Origin of the sequence: Aeromonas sp. s3, assembly GCF_040907805.1 — a bacterium.
In the GTDB taxonomy this organism is placed as follows: Bacteria; Pseudomonadota; Gammaproteobacteria; order Enterobacterales; family Aeromonadaceae; genus Aeromonas; species Aeromonas dhakensis.
The window spans coordinates 413,491-430,647 of the sequence record NZ_JBFOCQ010000033.1; the positions used below are offsets into that span (position 1 = coordinate 413,491).

The window sequence follows — 17,157 nt, forward strand, 5'->3', positions numbered from 1 at the left end:
GGCAGCCAATAAAAAGCCGACCCCTTGGGGTCGGCTGGAAAAACCATAATCAATTGCGACCAGAGCCGCCAAAAGTGAACATGAGCGTGAAAATCAGACACTGAGTTGATGGTCGGCGGGCAGTCCCAAACCAGAGCGCGCCTGCCGATGACAACAGTGATTGAGAAACAGGCTCATCTTAGGCACTCCCCTCCCTTGTCACGTTGATCTATGTCAAAGGAGGTAATAAAGAGTCAACCAGCTGCAGCTTTATGGCCAGTTTTATCGCCTCAGCTCACGCTTTTGGTCAGGCCTGTGGACGGCGCACCAGCCGGTATGCCACCTCGTCGAAGTAGGAGAGCTGGCCCGACAGCACCCTGGGGTGATCGAGCTCGGCCGCTCGCCCCAGCACCTCTACCTGGAAGTGGCGCTCGAACAGGGTGCGCACCTCCATCTCCCCCACCGAGAACGGCGGTTGGCGCTGCTGCTCCGGCTGATACTCCAGAGTCACCAGCAGGATCTGACCACCCGCCTCGATAAGCCGGCTCATCAGCTCGGCATATTGACGGCGCATGGCGGTCGGCAGGGCAATGAGGGCCGCCCTGTCGTAAGCCAGCCGATAACGGCGGCCAAGTTCGGGGGCGGCGAAAAAATCCCCCTCATAGATGCGCAGGCTGTCGTGCTGATGGCACTGATAGGGCCCCTCGGCACTCACCGTTTCACTCAGTTTGTTTTCGCTGAAAAAGCTGTTGATGGCGACGGACGAGAGCTCGAACCCGTCGACCGGATGGCCCTGCCCGCTCAACCAGAGCATGTCGCGGGACTTGCCGCACAGGGGCACCAGCACGGGCTCGCCCTGCTGCTGGGCCGACCACCAGGATTGCAGCCAGCGATTGAAATCCGCCTGATGAAAGCCGATCCGGTTCTCTTCCCAACGCTGATGCCAAAAAGCCGCTTCCATCCTGTCACCCCTGTCATGTAAAGATGCCTCAATATCACAACTTAGCCCGCTGCGCGCAAGCACCAACAGGGCGGCAGCCGTAACTTTTGCCCAAAAAAGCTCAGCAAAACAAAAAAGGGCCCCAAGGCCCCCTTTTGACATCTTTTTGTCATCCACTCCTGCTCTTGCTCGCCTGCTTTGCACCTGCTTGCCACCGCGACGGCAGGACGCGCCGGCTCAGAGCAAAACTGGCTCGGCACAGATGACCGCAGCCACGGCAGCCAGCCTGGCCGCAATCTCGGTAAAGTCGGGGCGCGCCGCCACCACCTCGGTGAAACAGTCATCCACCAGCGCATGCAGGGCATCCAGCCGGTCATCGCGGGGAGCACAGCGGGCCAGCAGCTCTTCCAGCAGGCAGCCGAAGGCTCTCACTTCCAGTCGCTCCAGCAAGCCAGCCAGCTCACCATCGGTTCGCTCATAACAGGAGGCGGCGCCGAAATCCCCGAGCAGCAGCCGGCCCTCCCTTTGTGAGGCGTACAGAATGTTGTGGGCGTAGAGATCGCCGTGCAGGATGCCGCGCCCGTGCAGATGCAGCGCGGCGCTCGCCACCCCCTGCACCATGGCCAGCAGCGCAGCCGGAGTAAAGCGGGCATCGGCCGGGTAGATGTCACGAGTGCAGGAGTCCAGGCTCGGCGGTCCCGCCAGGTTGATAAAATCGGGGTCTATCAGCGCCATCACCAGCGCCGGGATGCCGGAGGGGTGATCGCCCACCCGCCCCTCGACCCCGACCAGATGGGGATGACGGCCAGCCGCCAGCGACACCGCCAACTCGCAGCGGGGCAGCCCATCGCTGGTCACGGCCCCCTTGAAGCATTTGACCGCTACTGCCCGCGGTCCCGCCGGCGTTGCCAGCTCCGCGCGATGGATGACGCCGGAAGCCCCCTGCCCCAACAGCTCGCCCACCGTCAGCGCAGCCCACGGGATGTTGGCTACCGAGGCGCACTGGCCCAGCCGCTGCTCCTGCCTGTCGCTGAAGGGGTTGCCCGCATACGCCAGCCAGGCAAGGCGTGGCAGGCTCACCAGCCAATCCGGGAGCGCGTCGAGCCGGTTGGCGGCGATGCGCACCAGCTCCAAACGCTGGCAGTTGGCAAGGGTCGCCGGCAGCTCGCGCAGGCGGTTGCCTGAGAGCATCAACTTTTGCAGGGCCTCGCACTGACCCAGCTCATCGGGCAGCTGCTCGATGGCGTTGTCGGTCAGGATCAACCAGCGCAGCCCCACCGGCAGCGACGCGGCGGGCACAGTGACAATCTGGTTGGCCTTGAAGCCCACCATGGTGAGCGCCTGACAGCGCCCCAGCACCTCGGGCAGCTCGGTAAAGCGGTTTTCGGAGCAGAAAATGATGCGCAGCTTGCTGAACCCGGCCAGCTCGTCAGGCAGCCGACTCAACTGGTTGCCGGTAAGATCCAGCACCTCCAGCGTCTCTTTGAGACTAAAGATTTCGGGCGGGAACTCCGTCAGGTTTTCGGCAAGTTTGAGGTGGCGGGCGCCGCAGAGTTCACCTGCGCGCAGCTGTTCCAGAGTATGCATGACATCGTCTCTATCGGGGTGGCCAAGTCGCGGCCAACGGCGCTGCCGGTGATTGGCCCGGCAGTCAAACCGGCAGTCAAAAAATGAGGGGGCATTATAGAGAATGACGGCCGAAGATCCCCTGTTTTGTTGCCGCGAGGGCCGCTATCTGCGCCCAGCAACGCTGGCATGGGGGTAAAGAGAGCAAGATCCGGGTCGTGTCTACGAGGGCCGGTTGCCATAGTGGGGCTAAACCAGCGTGGAGTTAAACCCATTGAGGTTCCAACCCACTGCCAACCCCGTGCGCCCGCACAACACACCTGCGAGGGAACTGCCATGTCATTACTGTCCAACAAGGTCGCCATCATCACCGGCGCCAGCTCCGGCATCGGCCGCGCCAGCGCCATCCTGTTTGCTCGAGAAGGGGCCAGCGTGGTCGTCGGCGCCCGCCGCCAGAGCGAGCTGGATCTGCTGGTGGAGGAGATCCGCCATGAGGGGGGACAGGCGGTGAGCCTGGCGGGGGATGTGAAAAGCGAGACTTACGCCCGCACCCTGGTGGATCTCGCGCTGACCCGTTTCGGCGGGCTCGATATCGCCTTCAACAACGCCGGCACCACGGGGACACCGGGCAGCGTGCCGGCGCTTGGACTGGCGCAGTGGCAAGAGACCCTGGATACCAACCTCACCAGCGCCTTTGTGGGGGCCAAGTATCAGATCCCCGCCATGCAGGCACGCGGCGGCGGCTCGCTTATCTTTACCTCCACCTTCGTCGGCCATACCCTGGGGCTGCCCGGCATGGCGGCCTATGCCGCGAGCAAGGCCGGCATCATCGGCCTGACCCAGGTGCTGGCCGCCGAATATGGGGCACAAGGGGTGAGGGTCAACGCCCTGCTGCCGGGGGGCACCGACACCCCCATGGGACGGGCCTTTACCAATACGCCGGAGAGTCTCGCCTTTGTGCAGAATATGCATGCCCTCAAACGGCTGGCCCAACCGGAGGAGATCGCCCGCTCGGCCCTCTATCTCGCGTCCGATGCATCCAGCTTTACCACCGGCATTGCCCTGCTGGCCGATGGTGGGGTATCTATTTGTCGCACATGACCTTGTCGCACCCAAGATACTGCGGCTGCAAACCTATCGTGAGAGCGCCTTATGTCTGATTACGCCCGCATCGCCGATGCCATCCGTTTTATCGCAAGCCAGGTGGCGCGCCAGCCCACCCTGGACGAGATAGCGGCGCACGTTCACTTAAGCCCCTTTCACTTCCAGCGGCTGTTCAGCCGCTGGGCCGGGGTGACGCCCAAACGCTATCTGCAGGTACTGACCCTGGAGCGGGCCAAGGCGCTGCTGCAGGAATCACGCCCGCTGCTGGAGGTGGCCGATACCCTGGGCCTTAGCAGCGGCTCGCGGCTCTACGATCACTTTGTGCAGCTCGAAGCGGTAACGCCGGGCGAGTACAAACAGCGCGGGGCCGGGCTGGTTATCGATCACGGGGTGCACGACACCCCCTTCGGTCAGGCGTTTGTCGCCCTGACCCCGCGAGGAGTGTGCAACTTCTCGTTTCTCGATGGCCAGGCCCCAGAGGCGCCGCTGGCCGCCCTCGCCCAGAGTTGGCCAGAGGCAGAACTGAGGGAGGCGCCATCACGTACCCAGGGGGTCATCGACACCATGTTCGATGGCAGCAAGACACCGGATCGCCCCATCTCCTTGCACGTGAGCGGCACCAACTTTCAGATCAGCGTCTGGCGGGCGCTGCTGCAGATCCCCCCCGCCAAGGTGGTGAGCTACGCCCAGGTGGCAAGCGCCGTCGGCAATCCCAAGGCCGCCCGCGCCGTGGGGCTGGCGGTGGGGGCCAACCCCGTCGCCTTGATGATCCCCTGCCACAGAGTCATCCAGCAAAACGGCAAACTCGGCGGTTATCACTGGGGCGAGACCCGCAAACAGGCAATACACGCCTGGGAAGCGGCGAGGTATGAGTGAGGTAAGGCTGTGATACTCTGCCGGACAGGGGGAACACAGAGCCTGCAGGTCATAAGGCAATAGACCATCAGATATCACCGGGCAGTCGTCCGGCGATATCAAGTTTTTGTTATGCCTGTGCCGGACTTGTTTCTCTGCTTAGTTTTAAAGTGATTAAATCGCCGACAACCATGTATGTATAAACGACATAGCGATCTGCTTCTTCTTTTAACACAATTTCAGCATGAGAACCTTTTTGAGCCGCTTGAAAAATAGCATCTAATCGTTCACCAAGATATTTCATGTGAGATCCAACAATTTCTTTAAATCGTTCAGATTGCGTATTTCCTTCTACATAAGCAATTATTCTATTTATATAGGCATCTGGACCAAGTTTTATCACTCGCTCTTTACCACCAATTTTTTTCGTTATATCTTCTCTCGAAGGATATAAAACATCAGCTAAATCTTGTAAAACACGGCGACAACTATGAACGGCATTAGCCCAATCTTCAGCATTGTCAGAATCTAAATTATCATAAATGGCAGTAAATTTCTTAACTGCATTTGGAGTGAGATTCGCAATATTGGTATCTACTACAGACCTTATTCTTGAAAAACTATCTTCTGTGACCGATGAATAACGTAATTCATAATAGACATCACTCAGGTATTGGTATATATATGCTCTGCGCTGCCCTATTATTTTAGCTGTTTCACTTATCGAGCCAATTACTGTTGCTCGCTCGAAGCCATTGCCAACCACAGGCGATATGAATTGATTGGGATTGCTCGAGCTTATGGATATGTTTGGATCAACAGCAGAACGCAGACGTTCTTTAGCTGCCTGATTTTCACTTTCTAACTGTTCAATAGACTTTAATGTGGCATATTCTTTTATTTCTCCATTCTTTTTCTCTTTTATTATCCTCTTCGCTTTCATTGCTAACGACCATATTTCAGGTTGAACACCAGTTGGCTCAGAAGGATAACCACCAGCTTCAAAGAGCATAATTTGTTGCATGTCAAAATCACCGGTTATTCTAGCAATTCGGCTAGCTTTCAATGCAATTGACGTTAAAGTTGCTTCTGATAACTCGAGTTCCCGAAGTGCTTCTGATGCAATAAATAAAGCCTCTTTTAATATTTCAGATTTTGTTGCCATGATTTGGTCTCGTTGAATTATCCATCTTTTAGGGTATAACGTGCTGGCTCAGGGGCGCGCCGCTGGCGGCGCGTCCCTTAGAGCTTAGTATTAGGGCTACTTGATGACACCTGTAACCACGCCCATTACAAAAAAATGCCACGTAGATTACTGCCAGCGTCAGAAACAAGACAGGGTGCTCTTTAATGAACCGCCTTTGAATTGTAAGTATGCGGATAAATGGTTCTGCTTCCATCGGCAGTCTTGAGACTTTCTCTTCTAGTTCATCTAAGACTTTATTTGACTTCTGCATGTCTTGGCTTTCAATTGATTGTCTCAAGTCCAGAAAAATTGACTCGTAACGTCTAGGGATGACGCGCGCACCTGCTACTTGGGATTGTTTTATTGATTCCACAAGATCAAGAAGTGTTTTTGAGTAGGCATCTTTCTGTGTTGCATCAAGATGCTTGCTTCTCTGAAAGCGAAGCGATACATCTTCAAAAAGTCTTTCAATGTCGTACTCTGAGCCAATACTTGTTTCGACCTCTCTTTCAACAGAATTAAACAGTTGCTTTAGCTTTGCCGTTGTAATTGCTTCCTGAGAAACACGCATGCCTTCGATTAAATCGATAAGCCTTTCTTTTGCTTTTTGAATTCGTTCTCTTCTAATCTTGAGGCCCGAAAACCAAACCCCAATAGGTCCCAAGACAAAGAAAACGAGTCCAACGCCAAGCGAAACCATGCTGTTGGAATAGTTGTCATTCCATAATTTCGCTACTTCTTCCAATCTTTCCCCCTTTGCGCCCTAACGCCCCTATTCAACGACGAGGAGCTTTTTCCGAGTCCGTTGCAATGGTTTGTTAACTGAAAAAATCTCGAATATCAGCAACAGGCCTATTTTCATTGAGTCTTTCTGTATACCTCTTAAACTGGAATACTATTGGTATACCTTTTCCGACTTGCAAACCGTAAAGCTGATGATGTTCATGGGTACTACAGTATTTGGGGTCATCCAAAGTATGAAGTGTACGACAGTTAAATGGCCTGGTTTCGTAAATTGAACATGCATTATCCTTTAAGAAAGGACAGTCGCTATTATGGCTATTGCTAGGACGACTTACGTTTTTAGCCTTTTTCCCAGATATTTTTCCTATATATTTGGCTTCCAAAGTGGTAATTTGAACATCGTTTTTACAGCACGCGCTACAATGATTGCCACAAACACTAAATGATTTTGCGAATAGACTGAATTTGTTTAAAAACTCGTATACATACTTCAGCTTTTCAAACGGACTACCTTCATGCGAGTCAAGAATCCGCTGTGTATTCTTACAGTCAGCTACAAGCCAATCAGGAATTTCAGGTAGAGCTCGATGTTCGTTCTTATCCAGCAACTTTACTTCTATTAATGAAGCTTGCTTGTTTTTTTGAAAGAAACTCTTCAGCCAATTCAAACTTTGTCCCTCATTTCAGTTAAATGTGATTAGATGGAGGACGGTACTAATTCAATAGCTGGGCCTTCCGTGTAACTCCGCTTCATCTGCATTACCACCTCAAAAAACTCATTTTAAATTATGACATTACCAAACCATCACTGGCATCTGAACGTATTCGCTTGACTTCCTCTTTTGTCCCTATAAGCACACACTGTATACAAACACAGCTGAGGAGTCAGCCATGGGCAATGGACAGCGTCATCTCTAGCCTGACTCATAGGTGACTCCAAAGAGGCCATTTCCAAACGACTATCCTAGCGAGAGAGAGATACAAGAAAAAGAGGAAGGTGGACGTTTCCCAAACCAGATCAAGAAATTAACTCATCTTGGGGAACGTATCTGCGCATCTCATCAAAACGGTGGATATCCGGATCCATTCCCAGTACTGCTCCCGGCAAGCAAAGAAGGTATGCTCCCCCTCCCCTGTCTGGATAAACCACAGTCTGCCGTCTTGTGTGGACGTGATAGATGAGGCTCTGCCGATCGACTCGGGCACTCATCACGACAACGTTGGCAACATGGCCTCCATCCCCTGCACCAACAGCAAAATTTTCTCGCAAACAATTGGAAAATAAGAAAGACGCCCTAAGGCGTCTTTCTTATTTTCAGGATTTGGAGCAAACAGGTTGGAGGCTATTCCCTCTCCCCGCCTTGCCACGCAACCCAATTAGATCGGGGTGATGGAGGTGATATGGGCCGAGCCATCCAGGGACTGGAAGATCTGCACCACGGCTTCCCCGTGGATCGGGTTGGGCAGCGGCACCGTGGTTTTGCATTTGAAGCGGTAGTTGGTGCCGGCGACGACCTGGGTGGAGACTTCAAAGGGGGTGTACTGCACCCCGACAAATCCTTCCAGCGCCTGGTTGAATACGGCCTGATCTTTGGCGCTCAGCTTGTGGTAGGCAGTCCATCCGCCCAACAACACTGCTTGTTCTGACATAACAAACCCTCCGTGATCTCTTGTCCCTACTCGTTTGGCTGTTCGGGTTCCGCCCCGTTTATTCAAGTGGTGTCCGGACTCCACCGGGGGCCATACCAGATTTGGTATGTCCGGTGTCGACAGTGCACATAAAGGCGTTGCTGTCGTCACCCTCCCCTGCTGCCACGACCATCGCCTCACAGCATCGGTCTCAATTGGCATGGCTGAGCCTAGTGCGAGATCCATAAAACACCCCCTGTCAGATATGACAGAGGCAGGGAGGCGAGAAAGCGGCTAGCGAGGGGAAAAATGAGGCGCAAACGATTGGAAAAAGAAAAGACGCCGCAAGGGCGTCTTTTTTACATTTTTATGCTTGAAGGGTGAAAGGGCGTGCGCCGCTTATTCCCATTCGATGGTTGCGGGCGGCTTGCCAGAGACGTCGTACACCACGCGGGAGATACCGTTGATCTCGTTGATGATGCGATTCGACACGTGGCCGAGGAAGTCGTACGGCAGGTGGGCCCAGTGGGCGGTCATGAAGTCGATGGTCTCGACCGCGCGCAGGGCAATGACCCAGTCATATTTGCGGCCATCGCCCATGACGCCAACGGAGCGCACCGGCAGGAACACGGCGAACGCCTGGCTGACCTGGTTGTAGAGGTCGGCCTTGCGCAGCTCTTCGATAAAGACGGCATCGGCGCGGCGCAGAATATCGCAGTACTCTTTCTTCACTTCGCCAAGCACCCGCACGCCCAGACCCGGGCCAGGGAACGGGTGACGGTAGAGCATGTCGTAGGGCAGACCCAGCTCGAGGCCAACGCGGCGCACTTCGTCTTTGAACAGCTCGCGCAGCGGCTCCACCAGACCCATCTTCATCTCTTCCGGCAGGCCGCCGACGTTGTGGTGAGACTTGATGACGTGGGCCTTGCCGGTCTTGCTGGCAGCCGATTCGATGACGTCAGGATAGATGGTGCCTTGTGCCAGCCACTTGGCGTTTTTCAGCTTTTTCGCTTCATCGTCAAACACTTCAACGAACACGCGGCCGATGATCTTGCGCTTGGCTTCCGGTTCATCTTCACCGGCCAGGGCGGAGAGGAAGCGCTCTTCGGCATCGACCTTGACGATGTTCAGACCGAAGTGGTCACCAAACATCTCCATCACCTGGGTGCCTTCGTTCAGGCGCAGCAGACCATTGTCGACGAAGACGCAGGTCAGGCGATCGCCGATGGCGCGGTGCACCAGCATGGCAACCACGGAGGAGTCCACACCGCCGGAGAGGCCCAGGATCACCTCGTCGTCACCCACCTGCTCGCGGATGCGGGCAACGGCGTCGTCGATGATGGTGGCCGGGGTCCACAGGCATTCGCAGCCGCAGATGTCTTTGACGAAGTGCTCCAGCATGCGGGCACCCTGACGGGTGTGGGTCACTTCCGGGTGGAACTGCACGCCGTAGAAACGCTTGGCCTCGTTGGCCATGGCGGCGTGCGGGCAGGTGGCGGTCTGGGCGATGGTGGTGAAGTCGGCCGGGATGGTGGTGACCTTGTCGCCGTGGCTCATCCAGACATCCAGCAGGGCATTGCCGTTGTCGGCGATGGCATCTTCGATGTTGCGCAGCAGCGCGCTGGTCTTGCCGGCGTTGCCCAGCACTTCCACCTTGGCGTAACCGAATTCACGCTCGGTGGAGGATTGCACCTTGCCACCCAGCTGCTCGGCCATGGTCTGCATGCCGTAGCAGATGCCAAACACCGGCACGCCGGCGTTGAACACGTACTCGGGGGCGCGCGGGCTGCCCGCTTCAGTGACGGACTCGGGGCCGCCGGAGAGGATGATGCCGCTCGGATTGAATTCGCGGATCTGCTCTTCAGTCACATCCCAGGCCCACAGTTCGCAGTAGACGCCGATTTCGCGCACGCGGCGGGCGATCAGCTGGGTGTACTGGGAACCGAAGTCGAGGATAAGGATACGGTGCTGGTGAATGTCTTTAGTCATTTTATTCCTGCATCAGGCTGCTGTTGTCACAAAAAGCACGGGATAAAAAAGGGGTGGAGAAACGGGGCCGCAGCCCCGTTTTATCAGCCCATCCGGTAGTTGGGGGCTTCTTTGGTAATGGTCACGTCGTGGACGTGGGACTCTTTCATCCCGGCGCCCGAGATGCGCACGAATTCGGCCTTGGTGCGCATGTCGTCGATGGTGGCGCTACCGGTCAGCCCCATGGAGGAGCGCAGGCCGCCCATCTGCTGGTGGATGATCTCTTTGAGGCGGCCCTTGTACGGCACGCGGCCTTCGATCCCTTCCGGCACCAGCTTGTCGGCGGCGTTGTCGGTCTGGAAATAGCGGTCGCTGGAGCCCTTGGACATGGCGCCGAGGGACCCCATACCACGGTAGGATTTGAAGGAGCGACCCTGATAGAGCTCAATCTCGCCCGGTGCCTCTTCGGTACCGGCGAACATGGAGCCCACCATGACGCAGCTGGCGCCAGCGGCGATGGCCTTGGCCACGTCACCGGAGAAGCGGATGCCGCCATCGGCAATCACCGGGATGCCGGTGCCTTCCAGCGCGTCGACGGCGTCGGAGATGGCGGTGATCTGGGGCACGCCCACGCCGGTCACGATACGGGTAGTACAGATGGAGCCCGGGCCGATACCGACCTTGACGGCGTTGACGCCGGCAGCGGCCAGCGCCTTGGCGCCCGCGGCAGTCGCCACGTTGCCGCCGATGATCTGCAGATCAGGATAGGCTTCGCGGGTCGCCTTGATGCGATCCAGCACGCCCTGGGAGTGGCCGTGGGAGGAGTCGATCAGCAGCACGTCCACACCGGCTTCTACCAAGGCGGCGACGCGCTCTTCGTTGCCGGCACCGGCACCGACGGCGGCACCGACTCGCAGACGACCCTTGTCGTCTTTACAGGCGTTCGGCTTGCGCTCGGCTTTCTGGAAGTCCTTGACGGTGATCATGCCCTTGAGTTTGAAGTCGGCGTTGACCACCAGCACCTTCTCGATACGGTGCTTCTGCATCAGGCCGACCACCTCTTCACGAGGCGCCCCTTCACGCACGGTGACCAGACGATCCTTCTGGGTCATGATCTGTTCGACAGTCTGGGAGAGATCGGTCACGAAGCGCACGTCACGACCGGTGATGATGCCCACCAGCTGGTTGCCTTCGGTCACCACCGGATAGCCGGCGAAACCGTTCTTGTGGCTCAGCTCCTTGATCTGGGCGATGGTCAGGTCAGGGCGTACGGTGACGGGGTCGGTGACCACGCCGCTCTCGTACTTCTTGACCTTGCGCACTTCTGCAGCCTGCTGCTCGATGGACATGTTCTTGTGGATAAAGCCGATACCGCCTTCCTGGGCCAGTGCGATAGCCAGACGGGCTTCGGTCACTGTGTCCATGGCAGCGGAGATCATGGGGATGTTCAGGCTGATGGCAGAGGTCAGCTTGGTACGCAGATCGGCAGTATTGGGAAGAACTTCGGAGTGGGCGGGAACCAACAGTACATCGTCGAAGGTTAACGCTTCTTTGGCAATCCTGAGCATGGCAATATCTCACCGTTGAGGAAGTGGGGGTGTAAAATATTGCCGACGAAGTTTACTCACGCATTGGTCACTGGTAAAGAAGTTTTTTGAATTTTTTATGGCGTTTTGACCTTTTCAGCCGCCAAGGCGCTAAAAACCCAACAATTTTCGTCATAAAACGGCCGTTTGCAGGCAAAAGAGTTGCCTCATTGCGGTTTTATGCAAAAAAGCCCCCGTTTAATTTTTTCAGGCAGCCCCGCACCCCCTCCCTCGTTGCAGACCCGTTGGCACCTGTCGAGCGCCCTCGCAAACCGGGTCACTCGCCCCTGGCAAGTCCCTCAAAAGCTTAACCGGACAGCGCCGCATCCGGGCTGGTTTCCCCGGGCCGGTACGTTCAGGCGACGTGACCTTTTCACGGCGCGGGTTTGCTTTGAGCCGGCGCCTGCGTATCATGATTAACATTCTGAATTGAAATGGAATTTCATGATGAATCACGGACACCCGCAAGGGCGTATGGCCATAACCCTGGCGGCACTGGGGGTCGTCTATGGCGATCTCGGCACCAGCCCGCTCTATGCCCTCAAGGAGAGCTTCGCCGGACACCTGGGCCTGCAACCCACGCCGGCGGGGATCCTCTCCATCGTCTCCCTCTTCTTCTGGACCATCATGATTGTGGTCTCATTCAAATATGTGTTGCTGGTGCTTCGGGCCGACGACAAGGGAGAAGGGGGGATCCTCACCCTCGCCTCGCTGGCCTCCCGCCGCCTCCCTGCCAAGCCGCGCGCCCTGCTCATGATGCTGGGTCTGGTCGGTGTCGGGCTCTTCATCGGGGATGCGGTGATCACCCCCGCCATCTCGGTGCTCTCGGCGGTCGAAGGGTTGCAGGTGATCACCCCGGAGCTGGCGCCCTTCGTGCTGCCCATCACCCTCACCGTACTGGTGATCCTGTTTGGGGTGCAGCATTACGGCACCGCCGGCATCGGCCGCCTGTTCGGCCCGGTCATGCTGCTCTGGTTCGGGGTGCTGGCGGCGCTCGGGGCCTATGAGATCGGGCGGAATCCCGCCATCCTGCAGGCCGTCAATCCGCTCTACGCCCTCGATTTCATGGTCAGCCGACCGGGGGTCGCTTTTATCACCCTGGGGGCGGTCGTGCTCTGCGTCACCGGCACGGAGGCGCTCTATGCCGACATGGGCCACTTTGGCCGTGATGCCATCCGGCTGGCCTGGGGCTCCCTGGTGATGCCGGCCCTGCTGCTCAACTACTTCGGCCAGGGAGCCCTGCTGCTGCGCAATCCCGCCGCCATCGAAAATCCCTTCTACCTGCTCGCCCCCTCCTGGCTGGCCTTTCCCCTGTTGATCCTCGCCACCCTGGCAACCGTCATCGCCTCCCAGGCGGTGATCTCGGGCACCTACTCGGTGGTGCGCCAGGCCATTTTGCTCGGCTACCTGCCGCGCCAGGAGATCCGCCACACCTCGGAGCACGAGATAGGCCAGATCTACCTGCCGCTGGTGAACTGGCTGCTGCTGGGGGGCATTGTCATCGTCATCCTCTGGTTCCAGAGTTCAAGCAACCTGGCGGCCGCCTACGGCATCGCGGTGACCGGCACCATGGCGCTTACCACCCTGCTGCTGATGGTGGTGGCCGCCCGCCGCTGGAAGTGGTCGCACTGGCTGATTGCGCTGGTGTGCGCGCCGCTGCTGCTGGTCGATGTCACCTTCTTTGCCGCCAATACCACCAAGTTTCTGGCCGGTGGCTGGCTCCCCATCCTGTTCGCGCTGCTGGCCATCCTGGTGATGACCACCTGGAAGCGCGGACGGGAGTTGGTGCTCGACAAGCTGGAACACAAATCACTGGCGCTGAAAGGGTTTGTCGACAACATGCAGGCAGACCCGCCACTGCAGGTACCCGGCACCGCAGTGTTTCTCTCGAAATCGGTGCAGGTGGTGCCCCACGCCATGCTGCACAACCTCAAACACAACAAGATCCTGCACGAACGGGTCATTTTCCTTACCGTTCAGATCAAGGACGAGCCCTGGCTCTCCTTCAAGGAGCGCATCGAGCTCACCCACCTTGGCGAGGGGTTCTGGCAGGTGGTCGCCCACTTTGGCTACAAGGAGGTGCCCTCCATGGAGGAGATCTTCCAGGCCTGCGCCCAGGAGGATCTGAAAGTCACCATGGCCAAGACCTCCTTCTTCCTCTCCCACGAGCACCTGGTCAGCACAGATCTGCCCGGCATGGCGCGCTGGCGGGAGGGCCTGTTCGTCTGGATGAACCGCAACTCCCTCAAGGCCACCGACTTCTTTCATATTCCCGCCAACCGGGTGGTGGAGCTCGGGGTATTGCTGGAGCTGTAACCCGCTGCCACCACTCATTACCAGAAGGCGGCGTTGCAACCTGTGAGGTGGCAAAGGGGCCCAGTATCGATGCTTATCCCCAGGTTTTTCATCCTGTTACGATTAAAACACGATTGATAATAGTTATTGTTTGATGAGCTATTCGTCGGGCAAGCTTGCGGCATCGGCGCCGGTTCGGGCGCCTTCACACCAGCCGTTTGAGTATGTATATGAAGACTCGTCAGGGAGCCCAGTGATGGACGCCTGCAGCCCGAGACCAGCACTGCCCGCCAACGATCCCGACGCCGCCCGTCTCGTTTGCCTTGCCATCGCGATCGCCCTGCATCTTGCCTCCTTCTGGTGGCTCTATGCGCACCAGCCTGCGCCCATCACCCCGCCCTTGCCGCTGACCCTGTCGGCCCGCTGGGTTGGCGAGGCCGCAACCAATGACGCGCCAGCCAAGGCGGCCCCCGGCCCTGCTCCCACAGCGCAGCACGTACAAAAAGTGCAGCAAGTACAAAAAGTGCCGCAAAAAGCCAAGCCGTTGCCGACACCCAAAAAACCGCCGCTCAAGCCAGTCAAGAAAAGCGTCACGCCGGTGGTCAAACCGCTTAAACACAATCCCCCGCCGGTGCAGCCCGCCAAGGTCATGCCAATGAGCAGTCCGCAACCGCCGGTCACTGCGCCCGCCCCTGCGACGGCGGCAACGACCGCACAGATGAGCGGCGGAAGTGCCAGTCAGAGTCCTGCCCACAAGGCTGGCGGAGGCGCGGGCAACAGCGCCCCCATCGCCCGCGATGCACGGCTCAACAACCCCGAGCCCCAATACCCCTATGAGTCGAGACGACGGGGAGAAGAGGGGCGGGTCATCCTCAATGTGCGGGTGACGGCCGAGGGCACCGCCGCCTCGGTGGAGGTGGACAAGAGCAGCGGCTATCGGCGGCTGGACATGACGGCCCGCAAGACCGTCAGCCGCTGGAAATTCATTCCTGCCAAACAGAACAACGTGGCCGTCGAGGCCTCGGCAAACGTCACCATCATTTTCAAATTAAGGGCTTGAACATGGATCCTGAAATTGCAAGCAACGGCATGGGCATCGCCCACCTGCTCAGCCAGAACAGCGGTGTGGGGCTGATCCCCTTCATCCTGCTGGTATTGATGTCCCTTGGTACCTGCTACTACGCCCTGCTCAAGGGCTACCTCGCGCAGCGGGAACAACGCCTCAACGCCCGCTTCGTCGCCGATTTCTGGCAGCACGACAGCGTGCAGGAGATGGAGCGTCAGCTGGCCCACCTGCCGCCGCAGGAGGCCTATGGCCGGCTGACCGGCGCAGCGCTGGCGGCCGTGGCCCAGCTGAACCGGGCCGAGGAGCGTGCGGTCAGCTGCAAGCTGGGCTCGCCGGATGAATATCTGCTGCGCGCCATGCGCCGGGTCATCACCCAGGAGCGGGTGCGGCTGGAACAGGGGCTGGCCTTCCTCGCCTCGGTGGGCTCGGCAGCCCCCTTCATCGGGCTGTTCGGCACCGTCTGGGGTATCTACCACGCCCTGCTGGCCATCGGCGCCGCCGGTCAGAGCAGTCTGGACAAGGTCGCCGGCCCCGTGGGCGAGGCGCTGATCATGACCGGCTTCGGCCTCGCGGTCGCCCTGCCGGCCGTGCTCATCTACAACTTCTTCGTGCGGCGCAATCGCCTCAGGCTCGCGGCGCTGGAGGAATTTGGCCACGATCTGTTCACCCTGCTGGTGACCGGCTGCGAGCAGGTCGCCACCACCAAGGTCACTCCGCTGATGGAGCGGAAAACCAGAGAGGGGCGCGGCTGATGGCATTTGGCAAACTGTCGGACGAGGGGGCCGATCAACCCCTCTCCGAGATCAACATGATCCCGATGATCGACGTCATGCTGGTGCTGCTCATCGTCTTCATGATCACCGCCCCCTTGCTCACCAACGCGGTCAAGCTCGAGCTGCCAGAGGCCAGCAGCCAGCTCAACCAGCCAGACAAGCAGGACATCAACCTCGCCATCGATGGCGCCGGCAAGATCTACTGGAACGATCAGCAGGTCGATGAGACCGCCCTGCTCGCCAAGATGGAGAGCGCCGGCCAGGCCGAGGGGGAGCTGCCCGAGATCCAGCTGCGCATCGATCGCAAGGTGGAGTACGGCATCATCGCCAGGGTGATGGCCCAGGCCTCCCAGCACGGCCTGCACAAGATTGCCTTCGTGAGCCAGCCGGAGCCGTAACGCTCCCGTCACCCACACACCGGTACGCCAGGGCATGGACGCCCTGCTGCCATCCTGGCAGTTGCCAGCACAGGCACCTTGTCAGCATCATGCCGATGCAGCGCCAATATTGGCGACCATCACCTCAAGGACGACACCATGAAACCTGCCGATTATGGGCGCCTGCTCCTGCTGGCCGCCATCTGGGGCGCCAGCTTCCTGTTCATGCGCATCGCCGCACCGGCGTTTGGCTCCGTCAACACCACCTTCCTGCGGGTGCTGTTCGCCCTTATCGGGCTTGCCGTCATGCTCCTGCTGCTGCGCGCCCCCATGGGGTTTCAGGGCAAGCTCAAGTCCGCCATGCTGCTCGGCGTCATCAACTCCGCCATCCCGTTTCTGATGTACGCCATCGCCGCCCTCTGGCTGCCGGCCGGCTACTCGGCCATCCTCAACGCCACCACGCCGCTGATGGGGGCCCTCATCGGCTTTTCCTGCTTCAACGAGCGCCTTGATCGGCGCAAATGGCTGGGGGTGGTATTGGGGGTGATCGGGATCAGCCTCATCACCACCACCGGCGAGGTGAGTGCCGGTGGGCATCTGCTGCCCGGGGTGCTGGCCTGCCTGTTTGCCACCGCCTGCTACGGCCTCGCCGGCTTTCTCACCCGCAGCTGGATCACCCATCGCGGCGGACTCGATGCCAAGCTGGTGGCCTTTGGCAGCCAGCTGGGTGCCAGCCTGTTCCTGCTGCCCTTTTTCGCTTACCAGCTGGCGACCGGCCCCGCGGTCGACTGGGCCGTGCCCACAGCCTGGGCCAGCGTGCTGGCGGTCGGCGTGGTCTGCACCGCCCTCGCCTATCTGCTCTATTTTCGACTGATCGCCGATATCGGCCCGCTGCGCAGTCTCACCGTCACCTTCCTCATTCCTCCTTTTGGCATCTTGTGGGGCGCGCTGGTGCTGGGCGAGACCTTGAACCAGGGCTTCGTGCTGGGGGGCCTGGTCGCCTGCCTCTCGGTCTGGCTGGTAACCAGCCAGGCCAGCCCCCCGGCCGTTCAGGCCCGGGCGCAGCCTCAGGATCCGGACGCACGCTGA

15 protein-coding genes are annotated in these 17,157 nt (G+C 58.7%); 7 read left to right on the forward strand and 8 right to left on the reverse strand.

Annotated features, from left to right (window positions below; all coding sequences use genetic code 11):
* Positions 1 to 286: 286 nt before the first annotated feature.
* Together AB5Y98_RS20110 and AB5Y98_RS20115 are read right to left on the reverse strand one after the other, a co-directional pair.
* Positions 287 to 940: a thiopurine S-methyltransferase gene (locus AB5Y98_RS20110; protein ID WP_017779648.1), complete on the reverse strand. Its 654-nt coding sequence runs from the start codon at positions 938 to 940 to the stop codon at positions 287 to 289.
* A gap of 216 nt (positions 941 to 1,156) precedes the next feature.
* The gene (locus tag AB5Y98_RS20115; RefSeq protein WP_368232723.1) at positions 1,157 to 2,506 is read right to left on the reverse strand and encodes a leucine-rich repeat-containing protein kinase family protein; all 1,350 of its coding nucleotides are present in this window, start codon (positions 2,504 to 2,506) and stop codon (positions 1,157 to 1,159) included.
* A 315-nt stretch (positions 2,507 to 2,821) separates the two neighbouring features.
* Here AB5Y98_RS20115 and AB5Y98_RS20120 point away from each other — a divergent pair, with 315 nt between their 5' ends.
* Both AB5Y98_RS20120 and AB5Y98_RS20125 read left to right on the forward strand, forming a co-directional pair.
* Entirely contained in the window at positions 2,822 to 3,586 is a 765-nt protein-coding gene (locus AB5Y98_RS20120) for an SDR family oxidoreductase (protein WP_368232725.1), read from the forward strand.
* Positions 3,587 to 3,637: 51 nt separating this feature from the next.
* Complete coding sequence (locus AB5Y98_RS20125; RefSeq protein WP_368232726.1) at positions 3,638 to 4,465, forward strand: bifunctional transcriptional activator/DNA repair enzyme AdaA; 828 nt, start codon at positions 3,638 to 3,640, stop codon at positions 4,463 to 4,465.
* A 109-nt stretch (positions 4,466 to 4,574) separates the two neighbouring features.
* Here the strand turns inward: AB5Y98_RS20125 and AB5Y98_RS20130 are convergent, their stop codons facing one another.
* The 6 genes from AB5Y98_RS20130 to guaB all read right to left on the reverse strand — a co-directional run bounded on the left by AB5Y98_RS20130 (position 4,575) and on the right by guaB (position 11,539).
* Entirely contained in the window at positions 4,575 to 5,609 is a 1,035-nt protein-coding gene (locus AB5Y98_RS20130) for a hypothetical protein (protein ID WP_158508566.1), read from the reverse strand.
* A 28-nt stretch (positions 5,610 to 5,637) separates the two neighbouring features.
* On the reverse strand, positions 5,638 to 6,375 hold the full coding sequence (locus AB5Y98_RS20135) for a hypothetical protein (RefSeq protein WP_144439531.1): 738 nt from the start codon (positions 6,373 to 6,375) through the stop codon (positions 5,638 to 5,640).
* 73 nt (positions 6,376 to 6,448) lie between these two features.
* Complete coding sequence (locus tag AB5Y98_RS20140; RefSeq protein WP_368232728.1) at positions 6,449 to 7,042, reverse strand: YkgJ family cysteine cluster protein; 594 nt, start codon at positions 7,040 to 7,042, stop codon at positions 6,449 to 6,451.
* A 709-nt stretch (positions 7,043 to 7,751) separates the two neighbouring features.
* The gene (locus AB5Y98_RS20145; RefSeq protein WP_010633780.1) at positions 7,752 to 8,024 is read right to left on the reverse strand and encodes a hypothetical protein; all 273 of its coding nucleotides are present in this window, start codon (positions 8,022 to 8,024) and stop codon (positions 7,752 to 7,754) included.
* A 378-nt stretch (positions 8,025 to 8,402) separates the two neighbouring features.
* Positions 8,403 to 9,992, reverse strand: coding sequence for a glutamine-hydrolyzing GMP synthase (guaA, locus tag AB5Y98_RS20150; protein WP_017781381.1), 1,590 nt, complete (start codon positions 9,990 to 9,992; stop codon positions 8,403 to 8,405).
* An 83-nt stretch (positions 9,993 to 10,075) separates the two neighbouring features.
* A complete protein-coding gene (guaB, locus tag AB5Y98_RS20155) occupies positions 10,076 to 11,539 on the reverse strand; it encodes an IMP dehydrogenase (RefSeq protein WP_005301581.1) in 1,464 nt (487 codons plus the stop codon).
* A gap of 465 nt (positions 11,540 to 12,004) precedes the next feature.
* Between guaB and AB5Y98_RS20160 the strand changes: the two genes are divergently transcribed.
* From AB5Y98_RS20160 to AB5Y98_RS20180, 5 genes are all read left to right on the forward strand, one after another.
* The gene (locus AB5Y98_RS20160) at positions 12,005 to 13,873 is read left to right on the forward strand and encodes a potassium transporter Kup (protein WP_368232827.1); all 1,869 of its coding nucleotides are present in this window, start codon (positions 12,005 to 12,007) and stop codon (positions 13,871 to 13,873) included.
* A 235-nt stretch (positions 13,874 to 14,108) separates the two neighbouring features.
* On the forward strand, positions 14,109 to 14,912 hold the full coding sequence (locus AB5Y98_RS20165; RefSeq protein ID WP_368232729.1) for an energy transducer TonB: 804 nt from the start codon (positions 14,109 to 14,111) through the stop codon (positions 14,910 to 14,912).
* 2 nt (positions 14,913 to 14,914) lie between these two features.
* Positions 14,915 to 15,670, forward strand: a complete 756-nt coding sequence (locus AB5Y98_RS20170) for a MotA/TolQ/ExbB proton channel family protein (RefSeq protein WP_368232730.1) — start codon at positions 14,915 to 14,917, stop codon at positions 15,668 to 15,670.
* A complete protein-coding gene (locus AB5Y98_RS20175) occupies positions 15,670 to 16,089 on the forward strand; it encodes an ExbD/TolR family protein (protein ID WP_368232731.1) in 420 nt (139 codons plus the stop codon). Before AB5Y98_RS20170 ends, AB5Y98_RS20175 begins: the two co-directional genes overlap by 1 nt.
* 138 nt (positions 16,090 to 16,227) lie before the next feature.
* Positions 16,228 to 17,157 (forward strand): DMT family transporter, encoded by a 930-nt coding sequence (locus tag AB5Y98_RS20180; protein WP_368232732.1) that lies wholly within the window; start codon positions 16,228 to 16,230, stop codon positions 17,155 to 17,157.